The organism is Azospirillum argentinense, from assembly GCF_000632475.1.
Taxonomy (GTDB): domain Bacteria; phylum Pseudomonadota; class Alphaproteobacteria; order Azospirillales; family Azospirillaceae; genus Azospirillum; species Azospirillum baldaniorum.
In genome coordinates, this window is record NZ_CP007793.1 from 2,899,997 (window position 1) to 2,918,381 (window position 18,385).

The window sequence follows — 18,385 nt, forward strand, 5'->3', positions numbered from 1 at the left end:
CCGAAACAGGCAAACAAGCAAAGGGACGAGTCCAGCGCAATGGGCAAACAGGCACAGGCAGCCGCACGCCCGGCGCATGACACGGTTTTCAGGATGGCGAAGGGCCGGTTCGGTCGACCAACTCAGTCGACCAATTCGCGCGGCGCTGCGCCGGACGGCGCCGGTGGGGCCAGCGCGGCCGGGGCCAGGGCGAGGGCGATGGCCCGGCGCAGGTCGTCGGCCAGGACGGGCTTGTGCAGGATGCTGAACTTGCCGGCCTCGGCCTCGGCCAGACGCTCCGGGGCGGTGTCGCCGGTCACCAGGATGCCGGGGATCGGGCGCTTCGACCGCCGCCGCACCTCGCGGATGGTTTCGGTGCCGGTGTGCCCCTCGCCCAGCCGGTAATCGGCGACGATCACGTCGGGATCGGGGTGGCGGCGCAGCGCCTCCACCGCCTCGCCGAAGCTGGCGGCGGGAAACGCCTCGTGCCCCCATTGCCGGATCATCGCGCACAGCCCCTCGCGCACGATGGGGTCGTCCTCGACGACCAGCACGCGGGCGCCGGCCCGCATGCGGGCGGTCACAGGGAAGTCCTCCGGCAGCGTCTCGGCCGGGGCGGGGGGATCGGCGAGCGGCACCTCCACCCGGAACACCGACCCACGCCCCGGTTCGGAGCGCAGGCTGACCGGGTGGTCCAGCATGCCGGCCAGCCGGCGCACCACGGCGAGGCCGAGCCCCAGCCCCTGGTCGCGGTCGCGGCTGGCGTTCCCGACCTGCACGAACTCCTGGAAGATGTCCTCCTGCCGGTCGGTCGGGATGCCGATGCCGGTGTCCCACACCTCGATCCGCAGCACCGCGCCGCGCCGCCGACAGCCGACCAGGATGCGCCCGCGGTTGGTGTAGCGCAGCGCGTTCTCCACGAAGTTCTGCAGGATGCGGCCGAGCAGCATCGGGTCGCTGTCCACATAGGCGCCGCAGGGCATGATGTGCAGCAGCAGCCCCTTGCGCACCGCCACCGGGCGGCTGTTGGCGGCGATGCGGTCCAGCAGCTCGGTCACCGGGAAGACCACGCGCTTCGGCTCGACCGCCCCGGCCTCCAGCCGCGACACGTCGAGCAGCCCGTCGAGAAGCATCTTCAGGGCGCCCAGCGCGCGGTCCATGGTGGTGAGGATCTTGCGCATGGCGGGGTCGGTGGCACGGGTGGACAGCGCCTCCATCAGCAGCATCAGCGACTGCACGGGCTGGCGCAGGTCGTGGCTGGCCGCCGCCAGGAACTTCGACTTGCCGATGTTGGCACGGTCGGCCTCCCGCCGCGCCTCGGCCAGCGCGGCCTGGGCGGTCTTGTGCTCGGTGATGTCGCGGACGGTGGCGATCACGCTGACCAGCCTCCCCCCGGCGCCGCGCACCGGCGAGGCGCGCAGCTCCAGCCAGACCTCCGACGCACCGGGACCCGCAGCGCCGCCCGAACTGAAACCGGGACGCAGGAACTCCGCGCTCATGTCCCCGGCGTCCCCGGCACCGTCGCACAGCGGGCCCAGCCCCGCCTCGTCCCCCATCAGCCCGGCCAGCACCTCTCGCGCGGCACGCCCGTCGGCGGCGCCGGGGCCGATCCCCATCAGCCGGGAAAAGGCGGGGTTTGTGTAGACCACCGGCACGCCCGGCCGGGTGGCGTCGGCGATCAGGATGCCGTCGCCGCTCCATTCCATCGCCCGGTTGCGGATGCGCAGCGCCCGGTCGCCGTGGCGCCGCCGCTGAAGCTCCACGAGGAAGGCGGTGGTGAACAGCAGGATCACCGCGGTGGTGGCGGCGGCCCAGACGATGGAATAGAAGCGGTTCTGCCGCCACGCGCCGAACACCGTCTCCACCGACTCCCCGACCACCGTCATGAGCGGGTAGTCGGCGGAAGCGCGCAAGGCGTAGATGCGCTCCACCCCGTCCACCGGACTGACGATGCGGTGGTGCCGGACCGTTCCGCTCCCCGCCTCCGGCCAGAGTTCCGGATTGCGGAAGCTGCGGCCGAACACCTGATCTTGAAGGGCTTGACGGGCCAGCAAGGGGCCGTCCGCGCGGGCGATGGCGACCGCGCTGTCGTGCGGCAGGTCCAGACGGCCATAGAAACGGGAGAAGATCTCAGCCGGTACGTCGATCACGGCCACGCCGCGGAACGTCCCGTCCGACCCCTCCAGCCGACGCGACACCGGAATGAACACGTCTGTCGTGCCCGGACTGACGAAGGGCAGGCCGATGACGAAGCCCTTCTGGTTCCCCTTCCGGTGGGCGTTCGACTTATGCCGGGCGAACTCCTCCCACTCCAGCACGGGGTTGCGGGTGGTGGTCCGCCCCAAGCCCATGGACAGCCAGCTGTTCGCATCGTAAATCCGGATGGAGGCGGCCAAGCCTTCCGCGAACGACCGCCGGGTGGGAATCAGGAGCGGAATGTCCTTTTCGACATGGGAGGCGACGTCGACCAGAAGATCGTCCAGCCGGCGGAAGGTGGCGATGGCCTGTTCCTCGACCAGCTGCGCCATCGCCGCCGTATGCTGGCGGGTCGTCTGGTCGAGGAAACGTTCCTCACGCTCGATGCGGGTCAGCAGCGTCCACCACAGCGCCGCGATGGCGACGGCGACCGCAACGGCGGGAAGCACGAGACGGGCCTCCATCCCCCGCGAAAAAGCGATCCATCGTCGCACTGCCGACCTCAAACACTGCCTAATGAGCATTATGCGCCAGAAGACTTCTCCCTTCAATGGACAAAGCGGCGGCAAATGATACAGAAAGTAGAGAATAATCAAACTTTTGCGGGTTCTTTGGCATCGCTGTCGCGGGGATCGGCGCCGAACGGGACGGTCGGCGGATGAGTTTCGCCCGCGCCATCGCCACCGTCGGCAGCCTGACGATGCTGAGCCGGCTGGCCGGCTTCGCCCGCGACATCCTGACCGCGGCGGTGCTCGGCGCCGGGCCGGTGGCCGACGCCTTCTTCGTGGCGCTGAAGCTGCCCAACTTCTTCCGCCGCCTGTTCGCGGAGGGGGCCTTCAGCGTCGCCTTCGTCCCGCTGTTCGCGGCGGAGCTTCAGCGCAACGGCCGCGCCGCCGCGGTGGCCTTCGCCGAGCAGGCGCTGGCGATCCTGCTGACCGTGCTGCTGCCCTTCACCGCCCTGGCCATACTGGGGATGCCCGCGCTGATGCACGTCCTGGCGCCGGGCTTCGTGGACGAGCCGGCGAAGTTCGCGCTGGCCGTGGACATGGCGCGGCTGACCTTTCCCTATCTGACGCTGATTTCGCTGGTGGCGCTGCTGGGCGGCGTGCTGAACGCGCTGGACCGCTTCGGGCCCTTCGCCGCCGCCCCCATCGCCTTCAACCTGACGCTGATCGCCGCATTGCTGACCGCGCCGCGGCTGGGGCTGGAGCCGGGGCGGGCGATGGCCGCGGCGGTGACCCTGTCGGGCGTCGTGCAACTCGTCTGGATGGGCTGGGCCTGCCGGGCGGCGGGGGTGACGCTGCGCCTGACCGCGCCGCGGCTGACCGAGGGGATGCGCCGCCTGTTCCGGCTGGTCGGACCCGGGGCCATCGGCGCCGGGGTCATGCAGATCAACCTGTTCCTGAACGTCGTCCTGGCCTCGCTGCTGCCGTCGGGCGCGGTGTCCTTCCTCTATTACGCCGACCGGCTGAACCAGATGCCGCTGGGCGTGATCGGCATCGCCATCGGAACCGCGCTGCTGCCCGTGCTCGCCCGCCACGCCGCGGCGGGGGACGAGCGGATGGTCCGCCACTACCTCAGCCGCGCTTTGGAGTTCAGCCTGCTGCTCGGCCTGCCGGCGGCGGTGGCGCTGGGCGTGGCCGGGGCGCCCATCGTCTCGGTGCTGTTCGAGCGCGGCGCCTTCGGCCCGGCGGAGGCGCAGGCGACGGCCTGGGCGCTGGCCGCCTACGCCATCGGCATCCCCGCCCATGTGATCGTCAAGGCGCTGAACGCCGCCTTCTTCGCCCGCCAGGACACGGCGACCCCGGTGCGCGTCGCCGTGGTGGTGACGGTGGCCAACCTGGCGCTGGGCATCGCGCTGATGCCGGTGCTGGGGCATGTCGGGATCGCGCTGGCCACCGGGCTGACCGCCTGGCTGAACCTCGCCCTGCTGGCCCACGCGCTGCACCGCCGCGGCTTCCTGCAGCTGGACGGGCGCTTCCTCGGCCGCGCGCCGCGCATCGTCGCGGCGGCGCTGGGCATGGGGGCGGCGCTCCTGGCCGGCGCGTCGGCCTTGGCGCCGGGGCTTGAGGCGGCGTCCACCCTGGTCCGCTTCGGCGCGCTGGCCCTGCTGGTCGGCGGCGGCGTGGCGGTGTTCGGGACGCTGGCGCAGCTGACCGGGGCCACCGATCTGGCCGACCTGAAGGGCTTCCTGCGCAAGGACACTCCGGAATTGGAGCCGCCCGTGTCTTGACCCCGCCCGGTTCCGGCGCGATAACAGCCGCCTTCCAGAAGTTTCGAGCGAGAGTCCTCCCGTGAACCGCATCTTCTCCGGCATGCAGCCGACCCGGCAGCTTCACCTCGGCAACTATCTGGGGGCGCTGCGCAACTGGGTCGAGCTGCAGAACAGCTACGAGTGCATCTTCTGCGTCGTCGACCTGCACGCGCTGACCATCGACCAGGACGCGGAAGTCCTGCGCAACAACATCCGCGAGGTCACCGCAGCCTACATCGCCGCCGGCATCGACCCGGAGAAGAACATCCTCTTCAACCAGTCCTTCGTCCCGGCCCATTCGGAGCTGGCCTGGATCCTCTCCTGCCACACGCCGCTCGGCTGGCTGAACCGCATGACGCAGTTCAAGGAGAAGGCCGGCAAGCAGAAGGACATGGCGAACCTCGGCCTCTACTCCTACCCGGTGCTGATGGCCGCCGACATCCTGCTCTACAAGGCCACCCACGTCCCGGTGGGCGAGGACCAGAAGCAGCATCTGGAGCTGGCCCGCGACATCGCCGGCGCCTTCAACCGCCGCTACGACACCGAGTTCTTCCCGCTGCCCGAGCCGCAGATCCTCGGCGAGGCGACGCGTGTGATGTCCCTGCGCGACGGCACCAAGAAGATGAGCAAGTCGGACGAGTCCGAATATTCGCGCATCAACATGACCGACGACGCCGACACCATCGCGACGAAGATCCGCAAGGCCAAGACCGATCCGGAGCCGCTGCCGGACACCGTCGCCGACCTGGAGAAGCGTCCGGAGGCCGACAACCTCGTGACCATCTACGCCGCCCTGTCCGGCCAGACACGCGAGCAGACGGTGCAGCAGTTTGCGGGCGCCCAGTTCTCCGGTTTCAAGGCGGCGCTGGTCGACCTGTCGGTCGCCAAGCTGGCCCCGATGACCACCCGCATGAAGGAGCTGCTGGACGACAAGGCGGAAATCGACCGCCTGCTGCGCCGCGGCGGCGAGCGCGCGGCGGCCATCGCCGAGACGAACCTGAACGGCGTGAAGGACATCATCGGCCTTCTGCGTCCCTGAGCCAAAGTGATCGGGTTCAGCCTCCTTAGCCCTCTCCCCTCTGGGGAGAGGGTGGCCCGAAGGGCCGGTGAGGGGGTTGCGCTTTTGCCGGACATATCGACACGCGCCCCCCCTCACCCTAACCCCTCTCCCCAGAGGGGAGAGGGGATTTGTAACGCGATAGTTTTGGTCCCTGCCCCACCGACCGAAAGGTGTCCGCTGTGACGGCTCCCATCCTACTCACCGGGTTCCAGCCCTTCGGGGATCACGCCGTCAACCCGACGGCGCTCCTCATGGAGCGGCTGGCCGGCGAGCCGGGGATCGTCACCGCGGTCCTGCCCGTCGAATACGACGCCTGCGGCGCGGCCTTCGCCGCACTGCTGGAGGAGCACCAGCCCGCCGCCGCCCTGTGCTTCGGGCTGGCCGCCGGGTCCGAATACATCAAGATCGAGCGGCTGGCCTGGAACCGCGACGAGAGCGAGCAGGCCGACAACGCCGGGGTGGTGCGCACCGACGACGCCATCGAGCCGGACGGGCCGACTGCCTACGGCTCCACCCTGCCCGTCCCCACGCTGGTCCGCGAGCTGGCCATCGCCGGCCTGCCGGTGACCTTTAGCGACCATGCCGGCGGCTTCGTCTGCAACCACCTGTTCTACCGCGCCCGCCACCTGATCGAGACGGCGGACCTCGACGTTCCCATGGGCTTCGTCCACCTGCCGCCGCTGCCGGAGCAGGTCGCCGACCAGCCGGGCCGCTCCGGCCTGACGCTGGACCAGCAGGAACGGGCGCTGCGCGTGCTGGTCGGGCTGCTGCGCCAGGGGCTGGGGATCGCCGCCTGACCCGGCGGCGCCGCTGCGATCAGGGGGCCGCGATCAGGGGCGCTGCGCCAGCCGCTCCATCTCTTTCGCCCAGCCCGCGTAGTTCTTGTGGAAATCGGCCAGCGCCGGGTCGTTCCGGGTGCGCTCGGCCATCGCCTGCATCAGCGGCGCCTGGGCCGCCGCCAGCTCCCGCGCGTCGGTGCGCCGGGTCGCCGTCAGGAAGGAGGACAGACTGGTCACCAGCTTTCCCCCCGCCGGGGCCGCGGCCATCTTCGCCAGATCGTTGACGATCCACGGCATGTATTTCAGCACATAGTCGGCGTAGGTGCGCATGACCGGCGCCTGCTCCAGCAGCTCGGCGCGCTCGCGGTCGAAGTCCGCACGGTCGAGGATGGCGTGGTTGCGGTAGACGACCGGCGCCTCCACCGAGACGTCGCACTCCCAGCCCTTGCGCGGAACCAGCAGATCGGCCTGATCCTTTTCCTCGCGGTAGGGGTAGAAGGGCATGGTCCGGCAGCGCGACGGCTTGTCGGCGTGGATGCCGCAGAGGTTGTCCGGCTGGAGCGCCGGGCAGGGAAAATGGTTCGGCAGATAGGCGGTGGGCTGGATCAGCACCGCCACCGTCTTGCGGTTGGGCAGCCGCACGCTGGTGCCCAGCCGGGTGGCGAGGTCGTAGGATTTCGCGTTCGACCGCACCACCGTCCAGACCAGCGCCAGCGGGAAGCGGACGGCGTGGGCCACCGCATCCGTGAGCGTCAGCGGCAGCAGCCCGTGGCAGCATTTTCCGCAGGCGGTGCAGGCGAAGCGCGGTTCCATGATCCGGGTCCGCCCTCAGCGGCCGCAGCAGGCCTTGAACTTCTTCCCCGACCCGCAGGGGCAGGGCTCGTTGCGGCCCACCTTGACGACCCGGCGCGGCTCGCCCTTCGGGTTCACTTCGCCGGCGCTGTAGAACCACTGGCCGTCGATGCGGCGGAAGGAGGCGCGCTCGTGGTGGCGCATGTCCTGGCCGTCGCGACGGAACTGGATGAGGAATTCGACGGTGCCCTCGTCACCCTCCTCCGTCGCGCGCAGCACGTCGAGCCGCTGCCAGTCGCACTCGTCGGCCACCCGCTCCGCCTCGGCACGGTTGAAGTCCTCGCGGATCTCCGGCGCGTGTGTGCGCTCCACATGGTCGAGGTCATGGCGCACGAAGGCGGTGTAACGCGACCGCATCAGCGCCTCGGCCGTCGCAGCGGGCGCGCCGGCCAGGATCGGGCCGCAGCAGGTCTCGAAGGAAAGGCCGGAACAGCAGGGGCAGGCGGAGGAGGTCATGGCGCGCGGGTCCGTCGGTGGGTCCGGGGCTGGTGTGGCAGGATGGGCCACCCCGGTCAAGCGCTGCGGACCAAACACAACGGACGGACAGGTGAGGTCAGGCCGAACGGGCGCGGCGCGGTTCGGACGGGGTGTGGACCGCCGGCTTCACGATGGCGCGCAGCTCCTCGAGGAAGGCGCGGCCGGTGTCGGTGAGCGTGACGATCTTGCGGCGGCGTTCGCGCGGGTCTTCCTGGGCCTGGACGAGGTCGAGTCCGGCCTTCCCGAAGCTGTGCCAGCGGCTGAGTGCGGCGACGTTGCGCGACGCGGAGGATTGGGCGATGCCCAGGCGTTCCGCAAGCTCGCCGATGGAAATCCCTTCGTTCTGCGCGATCGTCATGAAGGACAGCGCGTACTGGATCGGCAGGTCGGGATCGAGCTTGCGAAACGCCTCGAGCACATGGACGACGGTGGTCACCTCGTCAGGGCGAACGTGGGCCGGCATCAGCGACCCTCCCCGAGCGAGGACCCCATCGGGCCGGTGTGTAGATGATGTTCAGGCGTCTAAGCCATATCACGAATTCCCCGTTATCCCGCCGGGCGTCGAAAAAACGATCCGGAGAGGCCCAGTGGGCGTGCTCAACGAAGACCGAACGACCGCAAAACCCCAAAAAGACACACATGGCTTCCTCTCGATATCCGGAATTCGCGTTCCAATGCGCTGGGTTGAAGAAGGGAGCCGTTAGCTCGCTGGGTGGTATGGGCGGACCAATCGCCCTGTCGGCGATTCGGGGTGGTGGGTACGATGGCTTTCATCGTGGTCTCCGTGGGTTGAAGAAAGGCAGGGGTTGAAGGAAGGCGCGGCCCCGAAGGGAAACCGCAGGATCGGGTATCGCCTGTCAGCGATACGCTTGCAACGTCAAAAATGACCGGGCTTCCGAAAAGTTCCGCTCCCGGATGTGTTGAGCCGGAACAGAGCCCGCTTCGGTTCCGTCCAGCCCGATGTCGCGCCGCAGATGGGCGCTCAGGGTCTCCACGCCGGCATCGTCGCCGTCGCGGTCCAGCCACTGCCGCAGCAGGGCGTTCCACAAGGTCTGCATGACTCCTCTCCTTGGTGCAGAGGAGCAATTAATCCGCTATCGGATGATTTCCGTCAAGCGTGATTCCTTCCTGCCGGACCAAGCGGTTGGGCTGCTCCGCCTTCGCCCTTGGCGATCCACCGTTCCCGCCGTATAGAGTCCCGTCATGAAGGCGACCCCAAGTACCACCGGCATCCTGCTCTGACGCGTCCGACGCGCAGAGCCTGAACGCACGCGCCCTGGAGGGGAGCGTGCGGTGTCTGCTTGCGCCCACGCGCAGGCAAAAAGCCGCCGGATCGGCGGCTCACAAGCCGTGAGTGGTTTGATGGAAAACGTCTTCGAAAGCCCGTTCAAGGGCATGTTGCTGGACAAGCAGGTCACCAACCCGAACATCGTCGTTGGCCGCTACAGCTATTATTCGGGCTATTATCATGGCCACAGCTTCGACGACTGCGCCCGGTTTCTTCTTCCGGACGAGGGCGTCGACCGGTTGGTGATCGGCAGCTTCTGCTCGATCGGGTCCGGTGCGGCCTTCATCATGGCGGGCAACCAAGGCCACCGGAACGACTGGATCAGCACCTTTCCCTTCTTCTGGATGCCCGAGGTGTCGTCGTTCGCCGGCGCCCGGAACGGCTATCGACCAGCCGGTGACACGGTGATCGGCAACGACGTCTGGATCGGGTCGGAGGCCATCGTCATGCCCGGCGTCACCATCGGTGATGGCGCCGTGATCGGCACGAGGGCGCTGGTGACGCGGGACGTCGAACCCTACGCGATCGTGGGTGGCAACCCCGCCCGGGTGATCCGCAAGCGCTTCGATGACGATCTCATCGCGCTGCTGCTTGAGATGAGGTGGTGGGATTGGTCCGATGACCAGTTGCAGGGCGCCATGCCGATCCTGACCAGCGGCGACGTCGCGCTCCTGCACCGCCACTGGCAGGACGTGATCAAGCACACCTGACGGCAACCATGTCGGCTTCGCCTGTTCGCTTGCAGGCGAAGCCGACCCCCTTGAGCGACGCCGGACGCGTCCGGAACGCTCAGGGGGCCGGGCGGCCGCCGACGCGAGCGTCCCAGCCCAGCATCGCGACCTCGGCCACGGCCTCCAGTTCGGCGCGCTCCGCGCCGTCGCGGGCGAGGATCGACATGCCGGCCTGCACCGTCTGCACGAAACGGGCGAGCGCGTGGAGATCGACCGAGGCCGGAATCTCGCCCTCGGCCACGGCGCGCGCCATACGCTCCGTCAGGATGTCGACCGCCGAGGCGCGTGCCGACCGGACCACCTCGCCCAGTTCGGCGTGCCCCTCGCTGCCGACCGCCGAGAGCGTCACCATGCAGCCGCGCGGGATGTCGCCGCGGCAGCCGGTGAGCGCCGCGGCCGAGTCCATCAGCAGGCCCATGACCGCCTCGCGGGCGGTGCCGGCGGTGAAGAAGCGCCCCCAGACCAGCCCCTCGTAACTCTTGCGGTAATGGTTCACCGCCTCGACGTAGAGCGCCTCCTTCGATCCGAAGGCGGCGTAGAGGCTGGGCGAGCCGATCCCCATGGCCTCCGTCAGGTCGGCAATGGAGGTCGCCTCGTAGCCCTTGCTCCAGAACAGGCGGGTCGCCTGGGTCAGGGCGGCCTCGCGGTCGAAGGCCCGCGGCCGTCCACGCCCACGGGTGGGCGGCGTGCCGGCCGTCTGGGTGGTCCTGTCGTCGGGGGGCGGGGTCGGGCGTGATTTCTGCATCGATCACTATTTAATCCCGCCGCCGCGTGGGGGCAATGGCGTCGGACAGCGGCGTTCTATTTTTGTGTCGATCAATACAAAAAACATTGACCGAGGCGCCGAACGCCTCTAGCTGTTTTTGTATCGAACGACACAGAAAGGACGGATCATGGTTGAGCCGAGTGGTGAGTTGGTTGGCAAGCGCGCCCTGGTGACGGGCGGTTCGCGGGGCATCGGCGCCGCCATCGCGCTGGCGCTCGCCGACAAGGGCGCGGATGTGGCGATCTCCTACGAGCGGTCGGCCGAGCGCGCCACCGAGGTGGTCCGGGCGATCGAGGCGAAGGGCCGGCGCGCGGTCGCCATCCAGGCCGACAGTGCCGATCCGGCGGCCATGACGGCCCTGGTCGGCCGGACGGTGGAAGCGCTCGGCGGCCTCGACATCCTGATCAACAACGCCGGCATCGCCCGCCAGGGCATGGTCGCGGAGATGAGCCTCGCCGACATCGACGCGCTTCTGAACGTCAACGTGCGCGCGGCGGTGCTGGTGGCGCAGGCGGCCATCCCGCATCTCAAGGACGGGGGGCGCATCGTCTTCATCGGGTCGTGCCTCGCCGACCGCATCACCGCCCCGGGCGTCACCGTCTATTCGATGACCAAGTCGGCGCAGATCGCCCTGACGCACGGCCTCGCCCGCGAACTCGGCCCGCGCGACATCACGGTCAATCTGGTCCAGCCGGGGGCGACCAACACCGACATGAATCCCGCCGATGGCGCCCATGCCGAAATCCTGCGCTCGCAGACGCCGCTTGGCCGCTACGGCCAGCCGGAGGACGTGGCGGCAGCCGTCGCCTTCCTGGCGAGCCCGGCGGCGCGGCAGATCTCCGGGGCCACCCTGACGGTGGACGGCGGCCTGAACGCCTGAAGCCTGAATCCGGAACCGGTCCGGGAAAGCCTTTGTTCGAAAAGGCTCTCCCGGACGGCTTCGGCCAAGGATTAACGATCCGTTAACGACGAATATGGGGCGACCCGAGGAGCGCCAACACCAGCGACGGAGACGCGACAGATGCGCCACGCACCGATGAAAACGGCCGTTTCCCCCGCAACCCGGCCGCCGCGGCGGAGCGTCGCCCGATGAGCCGCTCCGCGACGCTCGACGGGCTGCGGGGTTATTTCCTCGTCTTCATGATGGTGAACCATGTGGTGCTGGCCGGCGGCGTGCTGCTCGCCAAGGTCAACCACGCCGAACTCGGCTATGTGCAGGACGCCCAGGGCTTCGTGCTGCTGTCGGGCATCGTCGCCGGGATGTATTACACCCGCGTCTGGACCCAGCGGTCGCCCGAGGCGGCCCGGCGGCGCCTGTTCGCCCGCGCCCGCGAGCTGTACGTCTCGACCATGCTGGTGATCGCGCTGGTCACCGCCATGGTGGTGCTGGTCCCCGGCGCGCGGGAGCCGCTGGGCGGCTTCCTCGGGCATCTGGCCTGGCTGGAGCCCGGCACCCTGCTGGCGAGCGCGCTCCTGCTGCATTCCCCGACCTTCACGGATCTGCTGATCCAGTACATCCTCTACCTTGCGGCGACGCCGCTGCTGCTCCGCCTGATCCTCGACGGCCACGCCCGCAAGGTCGCGCTGGGCAGCGCCGCGCTGTGGGCCGCCGTGCAGATGGGCCTGCATGTGCCGGTGCTGAGCGCGCTCGACGCTGGCCTGGGGCGGCTCAGCGACGGGCTGGCGGTGCGCGGGCCGTTCAACCCGCTCGCCTGGCAGGTGCTCTACGTCGCCGGGCTGCTGATCGGCAGCGCCGTGCAGCGGGGCCGCTTCGACACCGACCGCTGGTTCCCGGTCGAGCGGCCGCCCTGGCTGGTTCCGGCGCTGGTCACCGTGGTGGTCTGCGCGGCCTGGCACCTGTCCTTCGTCCATGAGCTGGTCAGCCCGATCGTCGGCGAGCGTTTCCTGCGCTACGTCGACCGCACCGAGTTCAGCCTCGTCTACCTCGCGAACTTCGCGGCGCTGGCCTATGCCGTGTCCTGGCTGCTCATCGCCGGGCCGCGGTCGTCCCACCCGGTCGCCGCCGGCACCGCCCGGCTGCTCACCGCGCTGTTCAACCTGCCCTTCCTCCGGCTGCTGGGGCGGCACTCGCTGCAGGTCTACCTGTTCCACGTCCTGGTCGCCTACGCGATCCTGCTGATCGACCTGTTCGGCGGCCCCTTCAACCAGCTCACCAAGGCGGTCCTGCTGCTCACCAGCGTCGCCAGCCTCGCCATCCCCGCCCTGTGGCGCGAGCGGAGCCGCGCCAAGCCGGCGGAGCGGGGCGCCGTCCGGATGGGCTCGTCCCGGGGCTGATGGTGCGAGGGCGCGGACGAACAGGACCCGTCTTGTCCTGGACAAGCCCGCCCCGCTGGGTCAAAGAGAAAGCATCAAAAGTGGTGGGACCGGTGGATGGGCCATCGCCCGGCCGATCCCCGCCCGCCCTTTCGCTGCTGAGGACGATCGACCCGCGTGACGAGACGCGCCCATCATCGGTGGTTCGGAACCCTGGCCGCCGCCCTGCTGGCGGTGGTGCTGGCGCCGTCGCTGGTCCCGGCGCCGGCCAAGGCCGACCCCCGCTTCGTGCCCGGCCCCTGCTGGTTCTCCGTACCGGAGGGCGAGGCCGCGCTGTGCGGGACCGTCGGCGTGCCCGACCGGCGCGACCGGCCGGCAACCCGGGCCTTCCGTCTGCCGGTCGTCGTCCTGCTGTCCACCGCCAAGCAGCCGTCCCCCGACCCGGTCCTGTTCCTGGAGGGCGGCCCCGGCGCCTCCCCCTTCGGCAGCGGCGAGGCGGTGGAGGAGCGGATGGAGGTGTGGTGGTCGCTGACCGCCGGGTTCCGCCGGTCGCGCCACGTCGTGCTGTTCGACCCGCGCGGCGCCGGGCGGGCCGAGCCGGACACCGACTGCCCGGAGCTGGACGTGCTGGGCGCCTCTCCCCGCCTGCGCCCGGTGTCGCGGGACCGCCGCGCCACGCTGGAGCGCACGGCCATCGCCGCCTGCCGCGACCGCTTCACCGCCAACGGGCTGGACGGCGCCATGTTCACCACCCCCATCGCCGCCGACGACGCCATGGACGTCGCCGCGGCGCTGGGCGCGCCGCGGGTCAACCTGTTCGCCGTGTCCTACGGCACGCGGGTGGCGCTGGAGATCCTGCGGCGCCATGGCGGGCGGGTGCGCACGGCGGTGCTCGATTCCATCTACCCGCCCGACGTCAACGCAACGGAGGAGGCGCCCTGGCTGGTGCACCGGGCGTTCAAGCGGCTGTTCGACGATTGCGCGGCCAACCGCGTGTGCCGCGCCGCCTACCCGGACCTGGAGCGCCATCTGCTGGAGCTGGTGGAGCGGCTGGGCAAGGCCCCGGTGGACGTGCCGGTGGGCGATCCGGAGATTCCGCGCTGGGTGCGGTTGGACAGCGCCGCCGCCCTGTCGGCCCTGCTGGAGGCGATGGCCGAGGGCGAGAGCGTGCCCCGCCTGCCCGCCCTGATCGAACGGGCGTGGCGCGGGCGGTACGACCGCCTGACCGACTGGGTCCCCGCCCCCTGGCTGGGCGACCCCGACTCGGCGGAGGGCATGGCCTTCTCCATCGAATGCCGGGAGACGGTGAATCCCGCCGACCCGCTGCGGCTGGCCGACGCCGCGCGCCGCTTCGCCCCCTACGGCGCCGTCACCGCCGACGATCCCGGCCGGCGTGTCTGCGCCCAATGGCCCGCCGCCGCGCAGGAGGCGTCGGAGCGGCTGCCGGTGGCCAGTCCGGTGCCGGTGCTTCTTCTGTCCGGCGCCTACGACCCGCTGACCCCGCCGGAATGGGCGGAGCGCGCCGCGACGACGCTGCCGAAAAGTCGGCATCTGGTCTTCCGCAGCGCCGGGCATCTGGTCACCGCGTCGGACGACTGCGCCGTCGCCGTCGCCGCCCAGTTCGTGGATTCGGAAAGCCTGCCCGCCAACGCCTGCCCGGCGGCGGCCAAGCCGCCAGGGTTCCAGCCGCCATAACCCTACTTCAGCGCGTCCAGCATGAAGGCCGGCAGGGCGAAGCTGGCGACGTGGATGTCGGGCGTGTAGTAGCGGGTGGTCAGCCCCGCCGCCTCGAAGCGCGGGCGGATCGCCTCCGCCGACTGGCGGCGCAACGCCGCGTCGTCGGTGGCCCAGCCGAAGGCCATGAAGCCGCCGTAGTAGCTGGGCACCGGTGCCACGAAGAAGCCGGCGTCGCCGAACAGCCGGCCCAGCCGCCGGTGGCTGTCCTTCAACTCGCCCGGCTGGAGGAACGGCACGCCGTTCTGGGTGACCATCACCCCGCCGGGGGTCAGCCGGGCCTTGCAGTCGGCGTAGAACTCCTCGGTGAAGAGGACGGCGCCCGGCCCGTGGGGGTCGGTGGAATCGACGATGATGACGTCGAACCGCTCCGCCGTCTCCTTCACGCCCTTATTTTTTACGAAGGCGCAGCCGTCGGCGATCACCAGATCGGTGCGCGGATCGTCGAAGGCGCCGGCGCTGATCGACGGCAGATGGGCGATGGACAGGTCGACCACCGAGCGGTCGATCTCCACCATCGTCACCCGCTCCACCGCCTTGTGCTCCAAGCAGCGGCGCAGCATGCCGCCGTCGCCGCCGCCGACGATCAACACGCGACGGACGCGCCCATGCGCCAGGATCGGCACATGGGTCAGCATCTCGTGATAGACGAACTCGTCGCCTTCGGTGGTCTGGACGACGCCGTCGAGCGCCATCACGCGGCCCAGCACCGGGTTCTCGAAGATCACCAAGTCCTGGAGGCCGGTGCGGTCGCGGTGCAGGACGCGGCCCATGCGCAAGCGCTGGGCCACGTCCTTATGCAGCGTCTCGTCGTACCAGCCGGAGCCGGAGTCGCTCATGACCCGGTTTCGCCGCGCAGCAGCTCGTCGCACTTCACGCCGGTGGGCTTGAAGGCGCGCTCCAGCACCGGAATGGCCTTCATGGGCTGGGCGTCGCCGCACATGAAGATGTCCAGCGCGGCGTAACCGCGTTCCGGCCAGGTGTGGATGCTGATGTGCGACTCGGCGAGCACCGCCACGCCGGAAATGCCGCCGTTCGGCGTGAAATGATGCAGGTGGATGTGCAGGAGCGTCGCCCCCGCCACCTCCACGGACTCGATCAGCGTGGAACGGACATGGTCCAGCTCGTCCAGACGTTCGGCGCCCCACAGATCGACGATCAGGTGGGTGCCGGCGCAGACCTTGCCATCGCGGACGATGAAATGGTCCTTGCGGTCGTCTTGAGATTCCCTCCAGGGACCAGAAGTCACGTTGGTCCGGTTGGAGATTTGACCTTCCGTTTGGGCTTTCCTTGGATCGCTTCCCAAGTCCATCCCCAATTGGAAGAGAGAAGCGGTCTTCGCCATCGTTCTCCCCCATCAGCAGATGTTCCGCGCAAATGGCGCGGAGGAGGGGGGCATATGGGACAAATTCGCATGCGAATCAACACAATTCTGTCCCTCCGTCCCCTTTGTGCTTGGCGGCGGGCCTCTGGCGCGGCGCGCGGCGGCGGCGCATAATCGCCCGGCCGCCGCCTTCCGGAGCGGTCCGGAATCCTGTCTGGAGTTCATTGTCATGAACCGCAAGCCGCTGATCGGCGTTCCCGCCTGCGCCCGCATGATGGGGGAGCATCCCTTCCACGTCGTCGGCGACAAGTATGTGCGCGCAGTGTCGGACGGGGCCGGCGGCATGCCGCTGCTGATCCCGGCGCTGGGGACGGCGCTGGACATGGACGACGTGGCCGGACGGCTCGACGGGTTGCTGGTCACCGGAAGCCCGTCGAACGTCGAGCCGCACCGCTACGGCGGGTCGCCCAGCGAGCCGGGCACCCTGCACGACCCGGAGCGCGACGACACCACCCTGCCGCTGATCCGCGCCGCGCTGGAGATGGGCGTGCCGCTGCTGGGCATCTGCCGCGGCTTCCAGGAACTGAACGTGGCGCTGGGCGGCACGCTGCACCAGCGGGTGCACGAGGTGCCGGGCTACGCCAACCACCGCGAGGACAAGGAGGCGCCGCTGGCCGTGCAGTACGGGCCGTCGCACAGCGTGCGGCTGACCCCCGGCGGCGTGCTGGAAAGGCTGGCCGGCGGCGAGGCGGCGGTGACCGTCAACTCCCTGCACGGGCAGGGCGTCGACCGGCTGGCCGATGGGCTGATCGTGGAGGCGATGGCCGAGGACGGGCTGGTCGAAGCGGTGCGCGTGGCGGGGGCGCCGGCCTTCGCGCTGGCCGTGCAGTGGCACCCGGAATGGCGGTTCTGGGAGAACCCGCTGTCGGCGGCGATCCTGCGCGCCTTCGGAAGCGCCGCCGCCGACCGGGCGCGGCGGCGCCTTTCCTGAAAGATGGTTTCAGGACAATAGATTAGGTCAACAATCGGCGGGTGCCGCGTGCCCAAATCTTGAGCACGCCGCCCTCAACCCAACGGCGTCAGCCGGCCCGCGAGATGCGGCGGAGGAAGTCGATGAGCTGCGCCTGCTCCTCGGCCGAGAGATCCTTCACCATGGCCTTGTCATGGGCCTGGATGCGCGGAATCAGCTCGTCCAGCAGCTTCTCCCCTTCCGGGGACAGGCGGAGGGCGTAGGAGCGGCGGTCGTTGGGCGAGGGCGCCCGGATGACGAGGCCGCGCGACTCGAGCCGGTCGATGACCGCGACCATGGTCGAACGGTCGATGCCCACCGCCGAGCCCAGGTCGGACTGCGACAAGCCCTCGTTCTCCTTGATCATGATCAGGACGCCGAACTGTCCCGGCGTCATGTCGTGGGGCGACACGGCGTTCTGGAAGCTCTGGAACACGGCCACCTGCGCCTTGCGCAGATTGTAGCCGACGAGCTCCGGCAGAGGGCCGAGGGCCATCTTTCCGGTCTTGCTCGGACGCTGGCGGGTGCGCCGGTCCGAGGGGGTGGGGCGGTCGATGTCGGTCAACGTGAAAGCCGTCGTTTATTGACTAGTCTATTGGTCGTGTAAAATGCAGGCAGGTGCCGATTTTGTCAGCAAGAACCACACAATCCGCCTCGTATGCATAGCACCCATTCCCGTTACGCATTGGTTCCGCCCGGATGCGGCTCCACCTCTAGCCCTAAGAAGTGATCGCGCTCCTGACCCCGGACCCCCCGGAAACAGGCATGCCGGCGCGGTTGCCCGCCGACGGTTCATTCCCCTGCCGCAGACGGGTTCCGAACACGGAGCTTCCGACGCCCGGTCCCCCCCAGACCGGGCGTCTTCGCGCCAAAGCCCCGGCCCAACGGCTGGGGCTTTTTTCTGGTGCTCTTTCCGGTAGGGTGGTTGCCCGAACCGCACCCCTCCGAAAGAAAGGCGCGCCATGGCCTACGCCATTCCCCTGTGGCCCCAGCCCACCGTTCCGGTCGCCGGCGGCGATCCGTTCCCGGTCCGCCGCATCTACTGCGTCGGCCGCAACTACGCCGCCCACGCGCGCGAGATGGGCGCCGATCCGGACCGCGAGCCGCCGTTCTTCTTCATGAAGCCCGCCGACGCCATCGTCGCCGACGGCACCGCCATCCCCTACCCGCCCCGGACCGCCAACCTGCACCATGAGATCGAGCTGGTCGTGGCCATCGGCACCGGCGGGCGCAACATCCCGGTGGAGCGCGCGCTGGACCATGTCTACGGCTATGGCGTGGGGTTGGACATGACCCGCCGCGACCTGCAGAACGCGGCGAAGAAGGAAGGCAAGCCCTGGGACATGGGCAAGGGCTTCGACCAGTCCGCCCCCTGCGGCACGCTGCGCCGCGCCGCCGACATCGGCCACCCCGACAAGGGTTCGGTGACGCTGTCGGTCAACGGCGAGCTGCGCCAGAAGGGCGATCTGGCGGACCTGATCTGGTCCGTGTCCGAAACGATTTCCTACCTGTCGGGTCTGGTCGAGCTGCAGTCGGGCGACCTGATCTACACCGGCACGCCGGAGGGCGTCGGCCCGGTGGTCGCCGGCGACCGGCTGGAAGGCGCGGTCGAGGGCGTCGGCTCCATCGCCGTCACCATCGCCTGACATCGGGAATACGGAC

The 18,385-nt window shown here is 69.6% G+C and carries 18 protein-coding genes; 9 read left to right on the forward strand and 9 right to left on the reverse strand.

The window, feature by feature from the left end:
• Positions 1–122: 122 nt before the first annotated feature.
• Positions 123–2,624, reverse strand: coding sequence for an ATP-binding protein (locus tag ABAZ39_RS13480; RefSeq protein WP_247881591.1), 2,502 nt, complete (start codon positions 2,622–2,624; stop codon positions 123–125).
• A 209-nt stretch (positions 2,625–2,833) separates the two neighbouring features.
• On the opposite strand from ABAZ39_RS13480, the gene murJ reads away from it, so the two are divergent.
• From murJ to ABAZ39_RS13495, 3 genes are all read left to right on the forward strand, one after another.
• Positions 2,834–4,408 carry a murein biosynthesis integral membrane protein MurJ gene (murJ, locus tag ABAZ39_RS13485; RefSeq protein WP_038530099.1) on the forward strand — a complete coding sequence of 525 codons (1,575 nt, stop codon included), beginning with the start codon at positions 2,834–2,836 and terminating at the stop codon, positions 4,406–4,408.
• 61 nt (positions 4,409–4,469) lie between these two features.
• Positions 4,470–5,468 carry a tryptophan--tRNA ligase gene (trpS, locus tag ABAZ39_RS13490; RefSeq protein ID WP_038530102.1) on the forward strand — a complete coding sequence of 333 codons (999 nt, stop codon included), beginning with the start codon at positions 4,470–4,472 and terminating at the stop codon, positions 5,466–5,468.
• 200 nt (positions 5,469–5,668) lie between these two features.
• On the forward strand, positions 5,669–6,286 hold the full coding sequence (locus ABAZ39_RS13495) for a pyroglutamyl-peptidase I (protein ID WP_038530104.1): 618 nt from the start codon (positions 5,669–5,671) through the stop codon (positions 6,284–6,286).
• Positions 6,287–6,319: 33 nt separating this feature from the next.
• On the opposite strand, the gene ABAZ39_RS13500 is transcribed toward ABAZ39_RS13495, so the two are convergent.
• The 4 genes from ABAZ39_RS13500 to ABAZ39_RS13515 all read right to left on the reverse strand — a co-directional run bounded on the left by ABAZ39_RS13500 (position 6,320) and on the right by ABAZ39_RS13515 (position 8,655).
• Positions 6,320–7,081 carry a YkgJ family cysteine cluster protein gene (locus ABAZ39_RS13500; RefSeq protein ID WP_038530107.1) on the reverse strand — a complete coding sequence of 254 codons (762 nt, stop codon included), beginning with the start codon at positions 7,079–7,081 and terminating at the stop codon, positions 6,320–6,322.
• Between the two features lie 15 nt (positions 7,082–7,096).
• Positions 7,097–7,576 carry a YchJ family protein gene (locus ABAZ39_RS13505; protein WP_014238990.1) on the reverse strand — a complete coding sequence of 160 codons (480 nt, stop codon included), beginning with the start codon at positions 7,574–7,576 and terminating at the stop codon, positions 7,097–7,099.
• 97 nt (positions 7,577–7,673) lie between these two features.
• Complete coding sequence (locus ABAZ39_RS13510; protein ID WP_014238989.1) at positions 7,674–8,060, reverse strand: MarR family winged helix-turn-helix transcriptional regulator; 387 nt, start codon at positions 8,058–8,060, stop codon at positions 7,674–7,676.
• 394 nt (positions 8,061–8,454) lie between these two features.
• Complete coding sequence (locus ABAZ39_RS13515; protein ID WP_038530109.1) at positions 8,455–8,655, reverse strand: hypothetical protein; 201 nt, start codon at positions 8,653–8,655, stop codon at positions 8,455–8,457.
• Between the two features lie 304 nt (positions 8,656–8,959).
• Here ABAZ39_RS13515 and catB point away from each other — a divergent pair, with 304 nt between their 5' ends.
• Positions 8,960–9,595 carry a type B chloramphenicol O-acetyltransferase gene (gene catB, locus ABAZ39_RS13520; protein WP_038530111.1) on the forward strand — a complete coding sequence of 212 codons (636 nt, stop codon included), beginning with the start codon at positions 8,960–8,962 and terminating at the stop codon, positions 9,593–9,595.
• Positions 9,596–9,674: 79 nt separating this feature from the next.
• Here catB and ABAZ39_RS13525 read toward each other — a convergent pair whose 3' ends face one another.
• The gene (locus tag ABAZ39_RS13525) at positions 9,675–10,361 is read right to left on the reverse strand and encodes a TetR/AcrR family transcriptional regulator (RefSeq protein WP_038530114.1); all 687 of its coding nucleotides are present in this window, start codon (positions 10,359–10,361) and stop codon (positions 9,675–9,677) included.
• Positions 10,362–10,509: 148 nt separating this feature from the next.
• Here ABAZ39_RS13525 and ABAZ39_RS13530 point away from each other — a divergent pair, with 148 nt between their 5' ends.
• From ABAZ39_RS13530 to ABAZ39_RS13540, 3 genes are all read left to right on the forward strand, one after another.
• Positions 10,510–11,262 carry an SDR family NAD(P)-dependent oxidoreductase gene (locus ABAZ39_RS13530; protein WP_038530116.1) on the forward strand — a complete coding sequence of 251 codons (753 nt, stop codon included), beginning with the start codon at positions 10,510–10,512 and terminating at the stop codon, positions 11,260–11,262.
• A 209-nt stretch (positions 11,263–11,471) separates the two neighbouring features.
• On the forward strand, positions 11,472–12,677 hold the full coding sequence (locus ABAZ39_RS13535) for an OpgC family protein (RefSeq protein ID WP_051658025.1): 1,206 nt from the start codon (positions 11,472–11,474) through the stop codon (positions 12,675–12,677).
• Between the two features lie 156 nt (positions 12,678–12,833).
• On the forward strand, positions 12,834–14,351 hold the full coding sequence (locus ABAZ39_RS13540; protein ID WP_038530118.1) for an alpha/beta hydrolase: 1,518 nt from the start codon (positions 12,834–12,836) through the stop codon (positions 14,349–14,351).
• A 2-nt stretch (positions 14,352–14,353) separates the two neighbouring features.
• Here ABAZ39_RS13540 and speE read toward each other — a convergent pair whose 3' ends face one another.
• Together speE and speD are read right to left on the reverse strand one after the other, a co-directional pair.
• Positions 14,354–15,229, reverse strand: a complete 876-nt coding sequence (gene speE / locus ABAZ39_RS13545; RefSeq protein ID WP_038530120.1) for a polyamine aminopropyltransferase — start codon at positions 15,227–15,229, stop codon at positions 14,354–14,356.
• Positions 15,226–15,639, reverse strand: a complete 414-nt coding sequence (gene speD / locus ABAZ39_RS13550; protein ID WP_236778146.1) for an adenosylmethionine decarboxylase — start codon at positions 15,637–15,639, stop codon at positions 15,226–15,228. The genes speE and speD overlap by 4 nt, the downstream gene beginning before the upstream one ends.
• 304 nt (positions 15,640–15,943) lie before the next feature.
• On the opposite strand from speD, the gene ABAZ39_RS13555 reads away from it, so the two are divergent.
• Positions 15,944–16,705 (forward strand): gamma-glutamyl-gamma-aminobutyrate hydrolase family protein, encoded by a 762-nt coding sequence (locus tag ABAZ39_RS13555; RefSeq protein ID WP_038530122.1) that lies wholly within the window; start codon positions 15,944–15,946, stop codon positions 16,703–16,705.
• 88 nt (positions 16,706–16,793) lie between these two features.
• On the opposite strand, the gene ABAZ39_RS13560 is transcribed toward ABAZ39_RS13555, so the two are convergent.
• A complete protein-coding gene (locus ABAZ39_RS13560; RefSeq protein ID WP_051658026.1) occupies positions 16,794–17,288 on the reverse strand; it encodes a MarR family winged helix-turn-helix transcriptional regulator in 495 nt (164 codons plus the stop codon).
• 397 nt (positions 17,289–17,685) lie between these two features.
• Between ABAZ39_RS13560 and ABAZ39_RS13565 the strand changes: the two genes are divergently transcribed.
• Positions 17,686–18,369 (forward strand): fumarylacetoacetate hydrolase family protein, encoded by a 684-nt coding sequence (locus tag ABAZ39_RS13565; RefSeq protein WP_038530126.1) that lies wholly within the window; start codon positions 17,686–17,688, stop codon positions 18,367–18,369.
• Positions 18,370–18,385 lie beyond the last annotated feature (16 nt).

What these genes read in the sequence shown, in the direction of transcription:
- murJ (WP_038530099.1), top strand. Translation starts at nt 2,834, where the DNA reads ATGAGTTTCGCCCGCGCCATCGCCACCGTCGGCAGCCTGACGATGCTG.
- ABAZ39_RS13500 (WP_038530107.1), bottom strand. Translation starts at nt 7,081, where the DNA reads ATGGAACCGCGCTTCGCCTGCACCGCCTGCGGAAAATGCTGCCACGGG.
- speE (WP_038530120.1), bottom strand. Translation starts at nt 15,229, where the DNA reads ATGAGCGACTCCGGCTCCGGCTGGTACGACGAGACGCTGCATAAGGAC.
- ABAZ39_RS13505 (WP_014238990.1), bottom strand. Translation starts at nt 7,576, where the DNA reads ATGACCTCCTCCGCCTGCCCCTGCTGTTCCGGCCTTTCCTTCGAGACC.
- ABAZ39_RS13515 (WP_038530109.1), bottom strand. Translation starts at nt 8,655, where the DNA reads ATGCAGACCTTGTGGAACGCCCTGCTGCGGCAGTGGCTGGACCGCGAC.
- catB (WP_038530111.1), top strand. Translation starts at nt 8,960, where the DNA reads ATGGAAAACGTCTTCGAAAGCCCGTTCAAGGGCATGTTGCTGGACAAG.
- ABAZ39_RS13530 (WP_038530116.1), top strand. Translation starts at nt 10,510, where the DNA reads ATGGTTGAGCCGAGTGGTGAGTTGGTTGGCAAGCGCGCCCTGGTGACG.
- ABAZ39_RS13525 (WP_038530114.1), bottom strand. Translation starts at nt 10,361, where the DNA reads ATGCAGAAATCACGCCCGACCCCGCCCCCCGACGACAGGACCACCCAG.
- ABAZ39_RS13565 (WP_038530126.1), top strand. Translation starts at nt 17,686, where the DNA reads ATGGCCTACGCCATTCCCCTGTGGCCCCAGCCCACCGTTCCGGTCGCC.
- ABAZ39_RS13510 (WP_014238989.1), bottom strand. Translation starts at nt 8,060, where the DNA reads ATGCCGGCCCACGTTCGCCCTGACGAGGTGACCACCGTCGTCCATGTG.
- ABAZ39_RS13535 (WP_051658025.1), top strand. Translation starts at nt 11,472, where the DNA reads ATGAGCCGCTCCGCGACGCTCGACGGGCTGCGGGGTTATTTCCTCGTC.
- ABAZ39_RS13555 (WP_038530122.1), top strand. Translation starts at nt 15,944, where the DNA reads ATGAACCGCAAGCCGCTGATCGGCGTTCCCGCCTGCGCCCGCATGATG.